This is a genomic window from Hymenobacter arizonensis (genome assembly GCF_900115775.1).
Lineage (GTDB): Bacteria > Bacteroidota > Bacteroidia > Cytophagales > Hymenobacteraceae > Hymenobacter > Hymenobacter arizonensis.
In genome coordinates, this window is the sequence record NZ_FOXS01000003.1 from 519,309 (window position 1) to 532,849 (window position 13,541).

Genomic DNA, 13,541 nt, shown 5'->3' on the forward strand with positions numbered 1-13,541 from the left:
ACACTGGACAAACTGGACAGCTATAAATCTTTTGTCCAATTATGGATTGTCGACTTTGAGACACCGAGGATGTCCGCAATCTCCCGAACCCCTTTTTTCTCTAGGTGTAAGGCAATGGCCCGTTCCTGCTTTTCGGCTCGTTGAGCAAACCCGTTGTTATTGCTCACGCTGCCACGCGCGGCGGGAAGCGTTTCCAGCAGGTATAAGGCGTGCGCGCGACCTGTCTCGACAATAGATATTGCCGCTGACACATCTTGCGCATCGGCTACTATACGCTCCCCGGGTGCTACCCCGTGTTCGAAGCACCGGAGCAGGGCCAAAAGGCCGGCTATGCGGAAAATTGTTAAGCCTAACCGTAAGGCCGTGCTTGCGCCCGCTGACCCAGCTACCACCACAGCTTCAGCTAATCCTTTGCGGCCCGCCGCGTTAAGGGCAGCCCATCCGTCACTGGTCATTTCAAAGCAAGTCTCTTGGCCTGCCATTGCTTCCATCATTCGCGTAACCGCTGTCGCTTGCTCATCAAAGAACTGGCCCAGGTTGCCCCGTCCGCCCGCTGGGCTGACATCGCGCCAAGCCGCAGGTCGCTCAAAAGTGTAAAAGAGGATGCGGCTGAACAAGCCATCTTCGGCCGTAGGAATGAGGCGGCGCAATTGAGCCGGAGTCCCAGTGAGGGCCAGCGATATAGCTGGAGCCCCAATGTCAATTTGCTCGCGGTCAGTTTTGCGCATCAAAGACACTGGTTCGTGATGGAACGCCTTGCGAAGCAAATCGGAAAAATTTCCAAAATCTTGGCCTAAAGCGCCGCTCAGTGTATCCGCCTCCGTTTCGCAGATTATGCCGCGGCCGTCGTTATCGGCCAAGGCACGCATAAGCGCGGCGGCCGACGTGTTACCTGGCAAGTAAAGCTGTTTGAATGCAGGTGCAGGAGGCGGCATCTCGGCCGTCGTTTGTTTGCCTTTGCGCCGCGTCTTCCATTCTTGAAGTTGCAGCTGGTAGGCGTCAGCTGCTTGTTTGCTCGCTTGCGTCAGGCGCTGGTGCCATTGCCAAGCCAGTTTTCGGGCCCAGCCCATAGCCCCCTTGCCGCTGGCCGCAGGAGCCAAGATGAAAGTGAACAGATTGAGCCATACCGGAGCTCCGTCATAGATGCCCTTTATGCTGGCAAAACAACCGGACAGCACCGCTAGGGTGCTCAATAGCATCACGTCCCGTTCGGCGCCGGGAGTAAAGGGCTCGCAGCATTTGCGCAGCCATATCGGTAGCGCATTATAAGCCTGTTGGGCGATGGGTCCTGGCAGGGCAGGGGATGGGGTTTCGCGTTGCCCGGCTACCGAAGCGTTAGCAGAGCGGGTAGATATATTGCTAGCGAAAGGCTTATTTCCGTGCTGCGCTTTGGCGTTTTTGAATATTCCGCCTATAGTGCGGCTGATTTCCATTTCGGTGAAGTCGTCGGCTTGCCACTGAGCAGCGTGGGCCGACAGTAATCCTTCTGCTACCCCCCGTTCGTTACAGAAGTACGTCAGGGCCGTCAACCATGTATTACGACCTCCGGGTCCGGGAAATGGGCCATGGTGCTTCTCATGTTGCGTCAAGCACCATGCTAGAGCATCTCCGGGCAATTCGCCGATGGAAGTAGGACTTGGGACGGGTTTGGCTGAGGTCGTGAGTTTGGGCGCCCAAGCAGTTGGGTCGAAGGTTCGCGGTGCGGTTGCCATCATTAATAAGCCGAAGGGTGATACATCGGATGAATCCAAGCCTCGGGGTCGTGGCAGATAAAGCAAGCGCGGTCAACGTTCGACCCACTGGAGTCAGGGGCTATGCCATGATTTATGCTGAGACAATTGCGCAAACCCGAAAAAATAGTCAGGTGGTCATACTCCAATGACACACGAACTACAGCTTTGATACCATCTCCTGAGGGGCTGATAAACAGCAACTCAATTGGCAAATTTGAATCCCCCAGTAGGCGTGCGCGTACCCCCACTAAATCAGATAGGTGGTCAAAATCAAGCACAATCAGGCCGCTTCGCCTTACTAGATTACCTCCAGACCGCTTGGTGAATGTGCCACCTGCCGTGAAGGATGGAAGCCCAAATTTTAGGCGTTCTCGAGCTTTGCTACCAATTGGTAAGGAGCGAAGTCTTTGAGTTTGCGTGACTAAGTAAGGCCCGCTGATTACCTTATAAATGTCTGCTAACGTGACGTCTTTATAGGGAATTACATTGGTAATGGGCGGTTTAAAGTAACTAACCAGCGGTAGGGGCGCAGAGGCTTTTTTGCCAGTGAAGTGGTGGCCGGTCAACCAAACACGCCCAGCATAACCCATCCACCCACAGGCCTCTTGCAATAACCAACCGGCTGCCAGAGCTGCTTCAAGAGAAGATTCTGGGTTAGCGCACCCATTCCGGGACAGCAGGAACAGCACCTTAGACCGGGGGTATAGTTTATCCGGCTCTAAAGCCGCGAGCAGGAACATTGCCAGTTGGACAGGACCTTCAGGTGGCATTGGTACCCCGTTGGGGTATGAGTTATTAACCAGCGTCATGACTTTGAGCTGATTAAAATGTTGCCGTAGTTTGTCTGCGAGGCCAGACGTACAACCTCGCCAATCAATATGAAACTGATTGCATCGATATGACCGAAGGTCGAAATCGACGTACTTTTGCTGTGGCTACCAACCACTTCAAAAACATTGAGCCTGTTAGTCTTCATAGGACTAGCGGGCTTTTTGTTCGTACTGGCGGCGGGCGTATTTGCGGCGCCCATCGGGCGTGCTTTGGACCTTCAGCGCAGCTAGTACCTCCGAGCGTTTAAAATACACACGGTTGCCTAGTTTGTAGCCAATCAGCAGGCCGCGTTTGCGCCATACTAGGACTGTTTGGGGCGCTACGTCCAGCAATTCTGCGGTCTTCTCTACCGTAATAGGTTCATCCTTACCTAGTGTAGAGACTTCTGCATTGGTGTTAGCTTGTAGCCACGACCATTGCTCTGATATTGTTTCCCGAGTTCTTCGGTCAAGTGCGGCCAGAAAGGACGCGAATGCTTCTGTTACTAGTGGATAAGTATCAGAATGTACTTCCGCTTTTAAGAGTATCGATGGAGGCTGTGGAGTTTGTTTTGGCATGTGAAGGCTGAAAGGATATGACCTAACAGGCTTCAAATTTTGCCTTAATAAACTGATTAACAGTGAGTTGGTATATACCGGTATCTACCATCAAGAAGATGGTAGATGGTATACGCCCTTTAAATTAGGTAGATATCTTATAATCAACCTGTTGCAAGACCTGAGTTCGGCATGAAAAGGCTTAGATTTGGTCGTGTCGATTTGATATCGGCTGACTGCATTTGTAATACTTGCTCGGTAACGCTTCTTAAAAAACATTTTCCATTGAGCCAAGTCTCCATAATCTGGCTTGTCAACCTGTTTGAAAGCAATAAGCAATTTTAATAGTGCTATAAAACTTAAGCCTTTTGCGTTTGGCTGGGTGGGCCTCCATTTGTCATTAGGGCCACGTTCAATTGCCCTCATCCCAACTAGGATGTTGTCGAAAGTAGTGAGCATGGCTGTGTCAAATCCTAGCAGCTCTATAAACACCTCTTCATTGAAGTCAGCTATATCATCATGCTGCCTATTTTTTACATTAGAAGTTTCAACAGGAAGCGTCGAGCTTGCGAGGCGCAATTGTTTACTCACAGCTGCTTGCAGCTGCACCCATCTTTCACTGGCTCCTGTTCCAACAAGTTGAAGAGTTGCAATGCGTTCTTTAAAGGAGAAAGCTAACACAGGTGAGGACGCGCCTTTTTCAGTACTAGCCTCAAAATGCATGACTATTAGCTGTTGCATTTGAACAAAAGCTTCCTCCCCAATAGACCTATCGATGGCTGAGTGGGCCAGTTCCCTTATAAGGGCCGTATATGACTCGATGATAAAGTCATTAAATTGATGCGGTTCTACCAAAAGAGATTTGGCTTCATTCAAATAACCAATAAGCTCTAACTTACCCTTGTCTAAAAGAAATTTAACGTTAGCTGCTAGCTCTTTTCTTGCAGCATCATAAGCTGCCTCTATCTCGGCAATAAGTTCATCGAAGACATCGGGCTTTATTATATAATAGAAATAGTCAATTGTGCCTTTATCGAGTGGCTGAGCGGCTGTTTCTACTTTTTCGATAAACTTTTCAAAAGCTCTGAAATCGCTCATTGGTCATTTCATTGAGACTTTGAATCGGGGTCCGTTTGTGGAGAGGTCATCCTAGATGTGTCTGCCCTAAAACGAAAACCTAGGAAGTAAGTACATGCTAGAAGAGGGGGCATTGTACCCCAACTTGTACCCTAGATATGAAAAAAGGCCCTCTGCGCAATGCAGAGAGCCTTTTTAGTAGTCCGTAGGGGAATCGAACCCCTGTTGGTAGAATGAAAATCTACTGTCCTAACCCCTAGACGAACGGACCGTTTTTGTTTTGGTGGTGCAAAGATACGGCGCGCTTCTTTCCGTGCAAGTCAATGCCAGAAAAAAAGTGCTTCACCATGCAAAATGCGTTGTTTTTCAGGCTCAAAAGTTTTTCTGTGCTGGATTGGTGGGCGCTGCTGGGCGGTTCGCATGGCAAATGCGGCTCATCCCTAGGGGGCGATTTGCCGTAGGGAAGCCCCGGAAGAGGATGCGATGATGGCATTATTAGCTAACCAACGTTAGGCTGCTATCTTCGCCCCGCGTTTCAACCGGCTGCCAGTGTGGCGGCCAGTCACCTTTTTTTCTTGTTTTGCTATGGCAAAAATTAAAGTCGCCATTAACGGCTTCGGCCGCATTGGCCGCCTCACTTTCAAGTCGCTGCTCAGCCGCGACAACGTGGAAATTGTCGCAATCAACGACTTGACCGACAACAAGACGCTGGCTCACCTGCTGAAGTACGACTCCGTACACGGCCGTTTCGATGGCACCGTGACCTACGACGAGGAGAGCCTGACCGTGAACGGCCAGCGCATTTCGGCCCTCGCCGAGCGTGACCCCAAACTGCTCCCCTGGGGCGATATGGGCATCGATGTAGTGCTTGAGTCCACCGGCCGCTTCGTGGACGAGGCCGGCGCGGGCCAGCACCTCACCGCTGGTGCCAAGAAAGTTGTTATCTCGGCTCCCGCTACCGGCAACATCCCCACCGTGGTGCTCGGCGTGAACGAAGACATCCTCACCGGCGACGAAACCATCCTCAGCAACGCCAGCTGCACCACCAACTGCTTGGCCCCGATGGCCAAGGTGCTGGACGATGCTTTTGGCATCGAGAAAGGCTACATCACCACGGTGCACGCCTACACCTCGGACCAGAACCTGCAGGATGCCCCCCACAAGGACCTGCGCCGCGCCCGCGCCGCTGCCTACAGCATCATCCCCACCAGCACCGGTGCCGCCAAGGCCGTGGGCCTGGTATTGCCCCAGCTGAAAGGCAAGCTCGACGGCCTGGCCATGCGCGTACCCGTTCCGGACGGCTCCATGACCGACCTGACCGTAATCCTGAAGCGCGAGGTGACCAAGGACGAAATCAACGCGGCCCTGAAAACGGCAGCCGAAGGCCCAATGAAAGGCATCATCGAATACACGACCGACCCAATCGTGAGCATCGACATCGTGGGCAATCCCCACAGCTGCATTTTCGACTCAGAGCTGACCTCCGCCAACGGCACGCTGGTGAAAGTTATCGGCTGGTACGACAACGAATTTGGCTACTCGACCCGCACGGCTGATTTGATTCAGAAGCTCGGCGAGCAGATGAACGGTTAGTTGCTGCACCCGTAAACTACGCCGCTCGCTTTGCCCTTTGTGGCGGGGCGGGCGGCGTTTTTTGTGCCATCTCAGCACGTGTTTGCGCCCTCTTTTCTTTTCTACAATTCGCCAAGCACCCGCTGGGCGTTGCTCATGCCCAAGACCTGTTTTATTCTGAATCCCATGGCGGGGCCCAGCCGCCGGCTCGACATGCCCGCGCTGATTGCCCAGCACTTTGGTGCGCTGGAGGCCGACTATGAGATTCGCCTGACCGAATTTGCCGGCCACGCCGTGGAATTGGCCAAACAAGCCGCTGCCGACGGCTTCCGGGTGGTGGCCGCTGTGGGCGGCGACGGCACCGTGAACGAAGTGGGCCGCGGCCTGCTGGGCACCGATACCGCCCTGGGCATTGTGCCGCAGGGGTCCGGCAATGGCCTGGCGCGCCACCTGAAAGTGCCATTAGGCTTGCCGGCTGCCCTGCGGCGGCTGGCCGCGCCAGATTTCAGCCGCATGGACGTGGGGGTGATAAACGGTCATCCTTTTTTCTGCACGGCGGGGCTGGGCTTCGATGCGCACGTAAGCCAGCACTTTGCCCAAGCCGGCTCGCGCGGCCTGAGCACCTACCTGCGCGTGACGCTGCGCGAGTACCGCCGCTACCTGCCTGTGCGTGTGCGCGTGGACCTGGACGGCCAAATTGAGGAAACTAACTGCTACGTGCTGGCCTTCGCCAACGCTTCGCAATACGGCAACAACGCCTACATCGCGCCCCTGGCCGACCTGCGCGACGGCCTGCTCGACGTGTGCCTGATTGACGCCCTGCCGGTGATTCGGGCCATGAAAGTGAGCCTGGGCATGGCCCTCGGCAACCTGCCCCAATCCAAGGCCGCTGAGTATTTTCGGGTGCCCCGGGGCCGGGTTTCGGCGCAGGCTCCCATCGGTTTCCACGTAGACGGCGACTACCTGGGGCACGCCACCGAATTTGAAGTAGAAATGATGCCCTTGGCGCTGGCTGTGGCGGTATAGTAACGACTTCTTGAGCTTCGGCTGTTTGCCAGGGCCTCAACCCACTGCTTTATTATTGCACTATGAAAGCTGATAAAAACCAACGGCAGGGGGTGGTTTACTCCACCAACCCCGACTTTACTTACCAAACCAACGAGGAGGCTGCGGCTGCCACGCTTCCCCCGCAACAGCAGCAGCTTCGAGTGCAACTCGACAAAAAGCAGCGCGGCGGCAAGCAGGTAACGTTGGTGACGGGCTTTGTGGGCACCGATGCCGACTTGCAGGCCTTGGGCAAGCTCCTCAAAACCAAGTGCGGCGTGGGCGGCAACGCCAAAGATGGCGAAGTGCTGGTGCAGGGCGACTTCCGCGACAAGGTGCTGGAAGTCCTTGTCAAAGAAGGATACAAAGCCAAGAAGGCGGGCGGCTAGCCCGGGCACCCCAACCCGCACCCTTGCGTATGTAGAGCCGTCGGGATGAGTGCCGACGCGCCCGTATGCCTGAAACACCAGCTCCTGCTCAACCCTTGTCGTCGCCCGGCCGCAGCCGGCTGGGCTGGCGCGGCGAACTTCTGCTGGCCGTGCTGCCCACCGTCACGGTGCTGCTGATGCTGTGGCTGCTGGAGCTGCTCAGCAACCAGCGCCTGCTCTTTGCTTCGCTGGCTTCCAGCTGTTTCCTGATTTACCTCGACCCCGGCCACCGCTCCAACAGCAGCCGAACCCTGGTGCTGAGCCAGCTCGCGGCCGCTGGCCTTGGCTACGGCGCGCATATGCTGCTGGGGCCTGGCTACGTGGGGGCTGCTGTGGCCCTGGTGCTGGTCATCGCCTTCATGATACTCACCGACTCCATGCACCCGCCCGCGGTGGCTACGGCGCTCAACTTTGCATTTCGGGCAGGCAGTGGCGAGGGCAACCTGCTTTTGTTTGGGCTGGCCGTGGGGCTGGTACTCGCCCTGTTGGCCGTGCAGCGGGGCTCAGCGTATGTGCTTGGGCGCCTCATGCATTCTTCTCAAACTTAGCCGCCTGATGCATATGCTGCTTTTCCTCTCCGAGTTGTCGGGTCTTGCGCCACCTGCCGCGACCATTCATGGCCGGGTCGAAAGCGGTGTGATGGAGGCCGTGCTGTGGCTCAAGCTGGGCATCGAGACGCTGGGCGCCACCATCATTGCCGTGGGGGTTATCAGTGCGGGCTGGCTGATGGTTAAAGCCTTCGCCAGGCGCGATGCTGCCAATTTCACGGCCATTCGCCTCACTTTGGCGCGCTACCTCGCCTTGGCACTGGAGTTTCAACTCGGAGCCGATATTCTCTCCACGGCCATTGCGCCCAGCTGGGAACAAATTGGCCAGCTAGGCGCCATTGCAGTTATTCGGACGGCGCTCAACTATTTCCTTTCGCGGGAAATGAAAGTGGAGCAGGAAGAGCTAAGCCCGGAGAAGCAAGTTGTGGACCGCGCCGATTCCTAAACGGCTGGCCGGATAGGCGCTAAAGCAGCTCAGGCCAAGCGCGCGAGGGCCTTTTGCACGTCCTCGGGCGTGTCAATCCCAAATGCCTCCAGTTCGGTTTCGGCGCAGCGAATTTGAAAGCCGGCTTCGAGCCAGCGGAGCTGCTCCAGGCTCTCGGCCGCTTCGAGCGGCGATACAGGCAGCTGCGTGAGCTGCTCAAGCACTGTGGGCTTGTAGGCATACAGGCCCAGGTGGCGCAGGTAGCGGTGGTGCGCCAGCCACTCGGCGTGCTCGCGGCCCCGCTGGTAGGGCAGGGGGTGGCGGCTGAAGTATAGGGCGTGGCCCCGCTGGTTGAGCACCACCTTGGGCAAATGCGGGCTGAAAAGCTCTTCCTCCGAAAGCACGGGCTTCACCAGCGTGGCAATGTCGGGCGCGGTGGCTTCGTCGGCATACAAATCGACCAGGGCGTTGATTTGGGCCGGGTGAATGAAGGGCTCGTCGCCCTGAATGTTGATGATGCAGTGTACGTCTGCAGGGCTGCCCAACTGCTGGTAGGCTTCCCAGAGGCGGTCGGTGCCGCTGGGGTGGTCGGGGCGGGTGAGCACGACTTCGCCCCCAAAGTCCTGCACGTGCCGGAGGATGCGCTCGTCGTCGGTGGCCACCACCACGCGGGCCAGGTTGGCTTGCTGGGCTTGCTTCACCACCCGTTGTATCATGCTCTGCCCGCCGAGGTCGACCAAGGGCTTGCCGGGCAAGCGGGAGGATGCAAAACGAGCAGGAATAAGGCCAAGAACCATGTGGGAAGAGCAGAAAGGAAAAGCTGGAACGAACGCAAGTCAGCAATAATGCTTCAAATAAAGCGCTTTGCCCGCCGTTGTGGCGAAGGAAAGCCAATTGCCCGCGGGTTTTTGCGTTATTTTGTGGTTGCTAGCTGCCGGGCTGGCTTCCCGGGCGGGGACGGTACGGATATTTGAACAGGTTGATTTTATGACTATAATTCTTTCGCTTCTCACGGTGCTGGCCTTTGGCGGCCCCGGTCCTGGAAAAACAGGGCCTTCGAAAAGCGCTCCAACTGACTCCATTGGCGTAGAAATGCGCAACGGCCAGCGTTTCGTGAAACACCGCGTGGCGGCCGGGGAAACCCTCACGGCCCTTACGCGCATCTACCGCGGCGTCACGCTGGCCCAAATCACAGCAGCTAACCCTCAAATCACCAACGGCTTGGGCGTGGGTCAGATTGTGTACGTGCCCCGGCCGCTGCAAGGCGCCGCCGCTAAAGCGGCCGCAGCTGCCCCGGCCGCCCCGACCGCAGCTGCCACGGCGGTTCCCGCAATCTACACCGTGGCCAAGGGCGAGACGCTGTTCGGGATTGCCCGTCGGTATCAACTTACGCCCGATGAGCTGATTAAGCTCAACAAGCTGCCCGCCAGCGGTGCCGTGCGCGTAGGCCAGCAGCTGCTGCTTACCGCGTCGGAAGCTGGCGCGCCCGCCACTGCAACCGCAGCCACCCCCAGGCCTGCCCCCGCGCGGGCAGCTGAGGCCGAGGCTGCGCCCGCGCCCAAAGCGCCGGCCCCCGATAAGCCTGCTCAAATTGCTACCGTGACCCCGTCAACTTCTGAAAAGGAGAAGGAAGAGGTAGAGAAGGAGGAGCGTACGCCCACGCGGGCTGCCGAATTGCTTTCCCGCGTGGTGGAAGCCGGCTTGGGCGCCCCCATCGACAAGAGTGTCACTGATAAGTATTTGGCTCTGCACAAAACCGCTCCGGTGGGTACCATCATGCAAGTGCGCAACAACATGAATGGCCAGTCGGTGTACGTGCGTGTCATCGGCAAGCTGCCAGATACGGGCGAGAACAACAACATTCTGGTGCGTCTTTCGCCCCGCGCCATGCAAAAGCTGGGCACGAACGATTCGCGCTTCCGCGTCGAAACCAACTACATTCCGCAGTAATCGGACGGCCAAAAAAGCCAACGCTAATACGTCATGCAGAGCGGAGCGAAGCATCTCGCGTGGAATAGTAAGCCCATTGATTGAGTTACTAACCCACGCGAGATGCTTCGCTCCGCTCTGCATGACGTTCTGTTTTCTAATTGCTGCCCACTAATACCCTTGCATTTGAAAATCGAACAGCTCCGCCATCAGCTCGACACCCAGTACGAGCGCTACAACCGTCCGGAGTTCATTCAGAACGACCCTATCCAGATTCCGCACCGCTTCACCCTAAGGCAGGACGTGGAAATCAGTGCGCTTTTCGCGGCGCTGCTGGCGTGGGGGCAGCGACCCACCATCATCAATAAGGTTAATGAACTGATGCGGCGCATGGATGATGCTCCGCATCAGTTCATCACCCAGCACCACGACGAGGACCTGAAAGGCCTGCTGGGCTTCTGCCACCGTACATTTTGCGATACGGACTTACTGTATTTCGTGCATTTTTTGCGCCACTGGTACGAGCAGCACGATTCCCTTGAAACTGCGTTTCTGGTGGGCCACACGCAGCGCGAGCGGCTTGAGAATTTCCACACTACTTTCTTCAGCCTGCCCGATGCGCCCAGTCGCACCCGCAAGCATGTGGCCACGCCGGCCCGCAAATCGGCCTGCAAGCGCGTGAACATGTACCTGCGCTGGCTGGTGCGCCGCGACAACCACGGCGTAGATTTTGGCCTCTGGACCCAACTCTCGATGGCCGACTTAATAATGCCCATCGACCTGCACGTAGAGCGGCAGGCCCGCCCGCTGGGCCTCCTCACCCGCAAGCTGGTGGACTGGCAGGCCGCCGAAGAGCTGACGGCGAATCTGCGTCTGCTGGACCCCATGGACCCGGTGAAGTACGATTTCGCGCTGTTTGGAGCGGGGGTAGATAGAGGTTCGCTATGATTTGCTTGGCACCGCTTTGAATTAAATAAAAAGCAAGCTTAACAGCGCAACAAAAAGGCCCCGGTAGTACTACCGGGGCCTTGATTTTTGTATAGAATTATCTATTGGAACGTGTACACCTGTAGGCTGCCGCCCAGGGGCTTTTTTTGCTCCACAACGAGACCGGAGGTAGCACCGGTGGGGCTGAGGTGAAACCAGTAGTCGTGGGCATCAGCAGGAGCAGTGCGGCGCTTCTTTTCGAGGGCGGCGTACACGGCCGGGTCGGTTTTGTCGGCGTGTTCGTAGAGGCGAATGTCGTCGGTGCCGTCGTAAGTGGAGGTGAGCTTAAACGGCTGGGCGTATTGCACCGACGTGTAGGTGCGCTCATCCTTGTCTTTGCCCGGCAGGTAGTCGTAGCGAAGCGGCTTGAAGTCGCGGTCCATAAAGAGGTCAAAATCTTCGCTGTTGCCGTACACGCGCAGGGGCGAAAAGCTGAACTGGGTCTGGCCGGAGATGGGGTCGACGTGGAAGCGCGTCTGGCGGTAATAGCCTCCTCTGAAGCTCGCATTCTTCTTCTTGGCCCGCATGGCTTCGCTGTAGGCGTTCTGCACCTGGGCCACCGCCCGGCCATCGGGGGCATAGCGGCGGACAAAGAAGCCCTTCAGGTCGTCGTTGGTCATTTCCGGTATTTCGCCCTCGCCGTATTCGCCGTAAATGAGCACGTCGCCGGTGGCGTGGTCCAGGTAGAACGAGCCCATGCCGCCGGTGCTGGTTTCCCACTCGTCGTAGGTCACGTTGCGATTTTTACCTTGCGCTACCTCGAAGTAGAGCGGAATATGGTTCAGCTCGCCAGGGCTGGGCATTGGGCCCGAATACATGGGGCGGGTGCCTTTATTAAGGGCAAGCGTGGTGCTGAAGCCGCCCGTAGCTTTGCCCTGGTCATCGGTGATGTATACCTGGTAGATGAGGGGCTGCTTGCCGGGCTTCTCCTTTGGGGCTCCGGTTACAAGGGTGCGGCGGCAGAAATACGTTTGGTTGGGGCGGTGGCCCAGGTAGGCCCATTCCTGGTACCAGTGCCGGTAGTGGTTTAAGCCGGTGATGTGCTCGGGCGTGGCTGGCATGTCGATGGGCTCGCGACGCAGGGTCTTGGTATTGAAGTCGAAATGAAGCAGGGCAAACACCAGGGTTTCTTCGCGCTTGTTGGTTTCGCGGACTACTTCCACGTAGCCGTTGGCCTCGGCGTAGCGGCCCAAGGTCCGGACCTCAACCTTTTTTAGTTCGGCCTCGGGGCGCGGCTCAAACTGGTGCTTGGTTAGGCGGCCCTGCTCGTCGAGGCGCTGCACGAACATGTGGTCGTTCTTCAGCTTAAAGGATTTGTCGTGGTTAAACTTCTTGAACCAGGATTCGCTCAGCCGCTCGGCCAGCACCACAGTGTTGCCATCGGTCACGACGTTCACTGGGTAGAGCGCGGCCGCGAGCTTTTCTTTCTGCACCTCCTTGTTTTCGCGGGCTTCGCGCCCAATGGCAATTTTTTGCAACTCGAGCGAGAAACCCTGCGTCGGGCGCTGGAAGCGGTTGAGCGTGGTTTTCCAGAGGGTGTGCCCGTCGGGCGCCAGGCACTGTGCCGTGATGTCGAACGACACCCCATCGGTTAGCAGCAGCACGGTGTTGTGGTTGGGCAGAACCAGGGTGCCAGCCAGCATGGTGTGCTCGCCCAGGCTAATGGTTTGGGCGGTTTGCAATGGCCCGGCCGCGGGCTGCTGCGCGGCTACGTTGCCACTGGCCAGCAACAGCAGGCTAGCCAGTGAACGGTAAAAATGTTTCATGAATAAAATAGAGAGAAAAATATTAGAACGATTTGCCTAGCTGTACATTGAATTCGCGAATGCGAAGGACCTCTACCAAGCCCTCGCTCGAATAAAGATTATAAAAACGCATGGGCTTCAGGTCCGAGCTAAGCCGGATAAACCAGTCGTTGTCAGGGGTGGAATACACGCCTTCGAGCATGGCGCTCGGGGAATTAAAGGGCAGGAAAAACCGGCTAAAGCGGTAGCCTACTCCCACACCCACGCCAAAATCCTTCTTCGAATGCTTGCTCGCTTTGGCCCCGTAGCGGTACGTGACGTATTGCGGCAAATCCAGGATGACCGAGCGGTTGAAGCCGTCCACATCCTGGCGGGTGGTGCCTAGCAGGCCGGCAGTAGCATTGAGCGACACCCCAAAAGATTGTTCGCCCTGGCTCAGCTGAAGGAGTGGAGCATCGAATCCTAAATTGAGGTTAAGCAAAAACAAGTTTGCATCCAGCGTCTGCAACTCAAAGCCAGGAGTAGTGCCGGAGTAGCCGTCGGGATTGGCTTGCACCGGGCCCTTGGACCGCATCGGCACCATGCCTACCCCAAAATCGCCGTGGAACTTGCTAACCTGGGCGTGCACAGGGCACGCCCAGGAACCGCCAGCCGCGATGGCTAGCAAAATGAAACACTTTTTCATCG

At 56.8% G+C, this 13,541-nt stretch carries 14 protein-coding genes and 1 tRNA gene; 7 read left to right on the forward strand and 8 right to left on the reverse strand.

All coding sequences use genetic code 11. From position 1 onward, the window contains the following. Window positions 1-20: 20 nt before the first annotated feature. From BMZ66_RS13760 to BMZ66_RS13780, 5 genes are all read right to left on the reverse strand, one after another. Window positions 21-1,751 (reverse strand): DUF3987 domain-containing protein, encoded by a 1,731-nt coding sequence (locus tag BMZ66_RS13760; protein ID WP_143080208.1) that lies wholly within the window; start codon window positions 1,749-1,751, stop codon window positions 21-23. Beyond that, window positions 1,715-2,542 carry a BT4734/BF3469 family protein gene (locus BMZ66_RS13765; protein WP_092674257.1) on the reverse strand — a complete coding sequence of 276 codons (828 nt, stop codon included), beginning with the start codon at window positions 2,540-2,542 and terminating at the stop codon, window positions 1,715-1,717. The genes BMZ66_RS13760 and BMZ66_RS13765 overlap by 37 nt, the downstream gene beginning before the upstream one ends. Window positions 2,543-2,713: 171 nt before the next feature. Then, window positions 2,714-3,121: a helix-turn-helix domain-containing protein gene (locus BMZ66_RS13770; protein ID WP_092674260.1), complete on the reverse strand. Its 408-nt coding sequence runs from the start codon at window positions 3,119-3,121 to the stop codon at window positions 2,714-2,716. Between the two features lie 90 nt (window positions 3,122-3,211). After that, complete coding sequence (locus BMZ66_RS13775) at window positions 3,212-4,198, reverse strand: hypothetical protein (protein WP_092674263.1); 987 nt, start codon at window positions 4,196-4,198, stop codon at window positions 3,212-3,214. Window positions 4,199-4,376: 178 nt separating this feature from the next. Beyond that, window positions 4,377-4,448: transfer RNA gene (locus BMZ66_RS13780), tRNA-Glu, on the reverse strand. A gap of 314 nt (window positions 4,449-4,762) precedes the next feature. On the opposite strand from BMZ66_RS13780, the gene gap reads away from it, so the two are divergent. From gap to BMZ66_RS13805, 5 genes are all read left to right on the forward strand, one after another. Next, window positions 4,763-5,770: a type I glyceraldehyde-3-phosphate dehydrogenase gene (gene gap / locus BMZ66_RS13785; protein WP_092674267.1), complete on the forward strand. Its 1,008-nt coding sequence runs from the start codon at window positions 4,763-4,765 to the stop codon at window positions 5,768-5,770. 135 nt (window positions 5,771-5,905) lie between these two features. After that, window positions 5,906-6,775: a diacylglycerol/lipid kinase family protein gene (locus BMZ66_RS13790; RefSeq protein WP_092674873.1), complete on the forward strand. Its 870-nt coding sequence runs from the start codon at window positions 5,906-5,908 to the stop codon at window positions 6,773-6,775. Between the two features lie 62 nt (window positions 6,776-6,837). After that, complete coding sequence (locus tag BMZ66_RS13795) at window positions 6,838-7,182, forward strand: translation initiation factor (RefSeq protein ID WP_092674270.1); 345 nt, start codon at window positions 6,838-6,840, stop codon at window positions 7,180-7,182. Between the two features lie 65 nt (window positions 7,183-7,247). Then, window positions 7,248-7,769, forward strand: a complete 522-nt coding sequence (locus BMZ66_RS13800) for an HPP family protein (protein ID WP_092674272.1) — start codon at window positions 7,248-7,250, stop codon at window positions 7,767-7,769. 7 nt (window positions 7,770-7,776) lie between these two features. Beyond that, window positions 7,777-8,214, forward strand: a complete 438-nt coding sequence (locus tag BMZ66_RS13805; protein WP_234795091.1) for a DUF1622 domain-containing protein — start codon at window positions 7,777-7,779, stop codon at window positions 8,212-8,214. 29 nt (window positions 8,215-8,243) lie between these two features. On the opposite strand, the gene kdsB is transcribed toward BMZ66_RS13805, so the two are convergent. Beyond that, on the reverse strand, window positions 8,244-8,990 hold the full coding sequence (gene kdsB / locus BMZ66_RS13810) for a 3-deoxy-manno-octulosonate cytidylyltransferase (RefSeq protein ID WP_092674278.1): 747 nt from the start codon (window positions 8,988-8,990) through the stop codon (window positions 8,244-8,246). A gap of 190 nt (window positions 8,991-9,180) precedes the next feature. On the opposite strand from kdsB, the gene BMZ66_RS13815 reads away from it, so the two are divergent. Both BMZ66_RS13815 and BMZ66_RS13820 read left to right on the forward strand, forming a co-directional pair. Next, entirely contained in the window at window positions 9,181-10,143 is a 963-nt protein-coding gene (locus BMZ66_RS13815; RefSeq protein WP_092674281.1) for a LysM peptidoglycan-binding domain-containing protein, read from the forward strand. A gap of 159 nt (window positions 10,144-10,302) precedes the next feature. Beyond that, window positions 10,303-11,070, forward strand: a complete 768-nt coding sequence (locus BMZ66_RS13820) for a TIGR02757 family protein (protein ID WP_439645763.1) — start codon at window positions 10,303-10,305, stop codon at window positions 11,068-11,070. A gap of 101 nt (window positions 11,071-11,171) precedes the next feature. Here the strand turns inward: BMZ66_RS13820 and BMZ66_RS13825 are convergent, their stop codons facing one another. Then, entirely contained in the window at window positions 11,172-12,875 is a 1,704-nt protein-coding gene (locus tag BMZ66_RS13825; protein ID WP_092674288.1) for a hypothetical protein, read from the reverse strand. A 22-nt stretch (window positions 12,876-12,897) separates the two neighbouring features. After that, window positions 12,898-13,539, reverse strand: a complete 642-nt coding sequence (locus BMZ66_RS13830) for a hypothetical protein (RefSeq protein WP_092674291.1) — start codon at window positions 13,537-13,539, stop codon at window positions 12,898-12,900. Window positions 13,540-13,541: the final 2 nt, after the last annotated feature.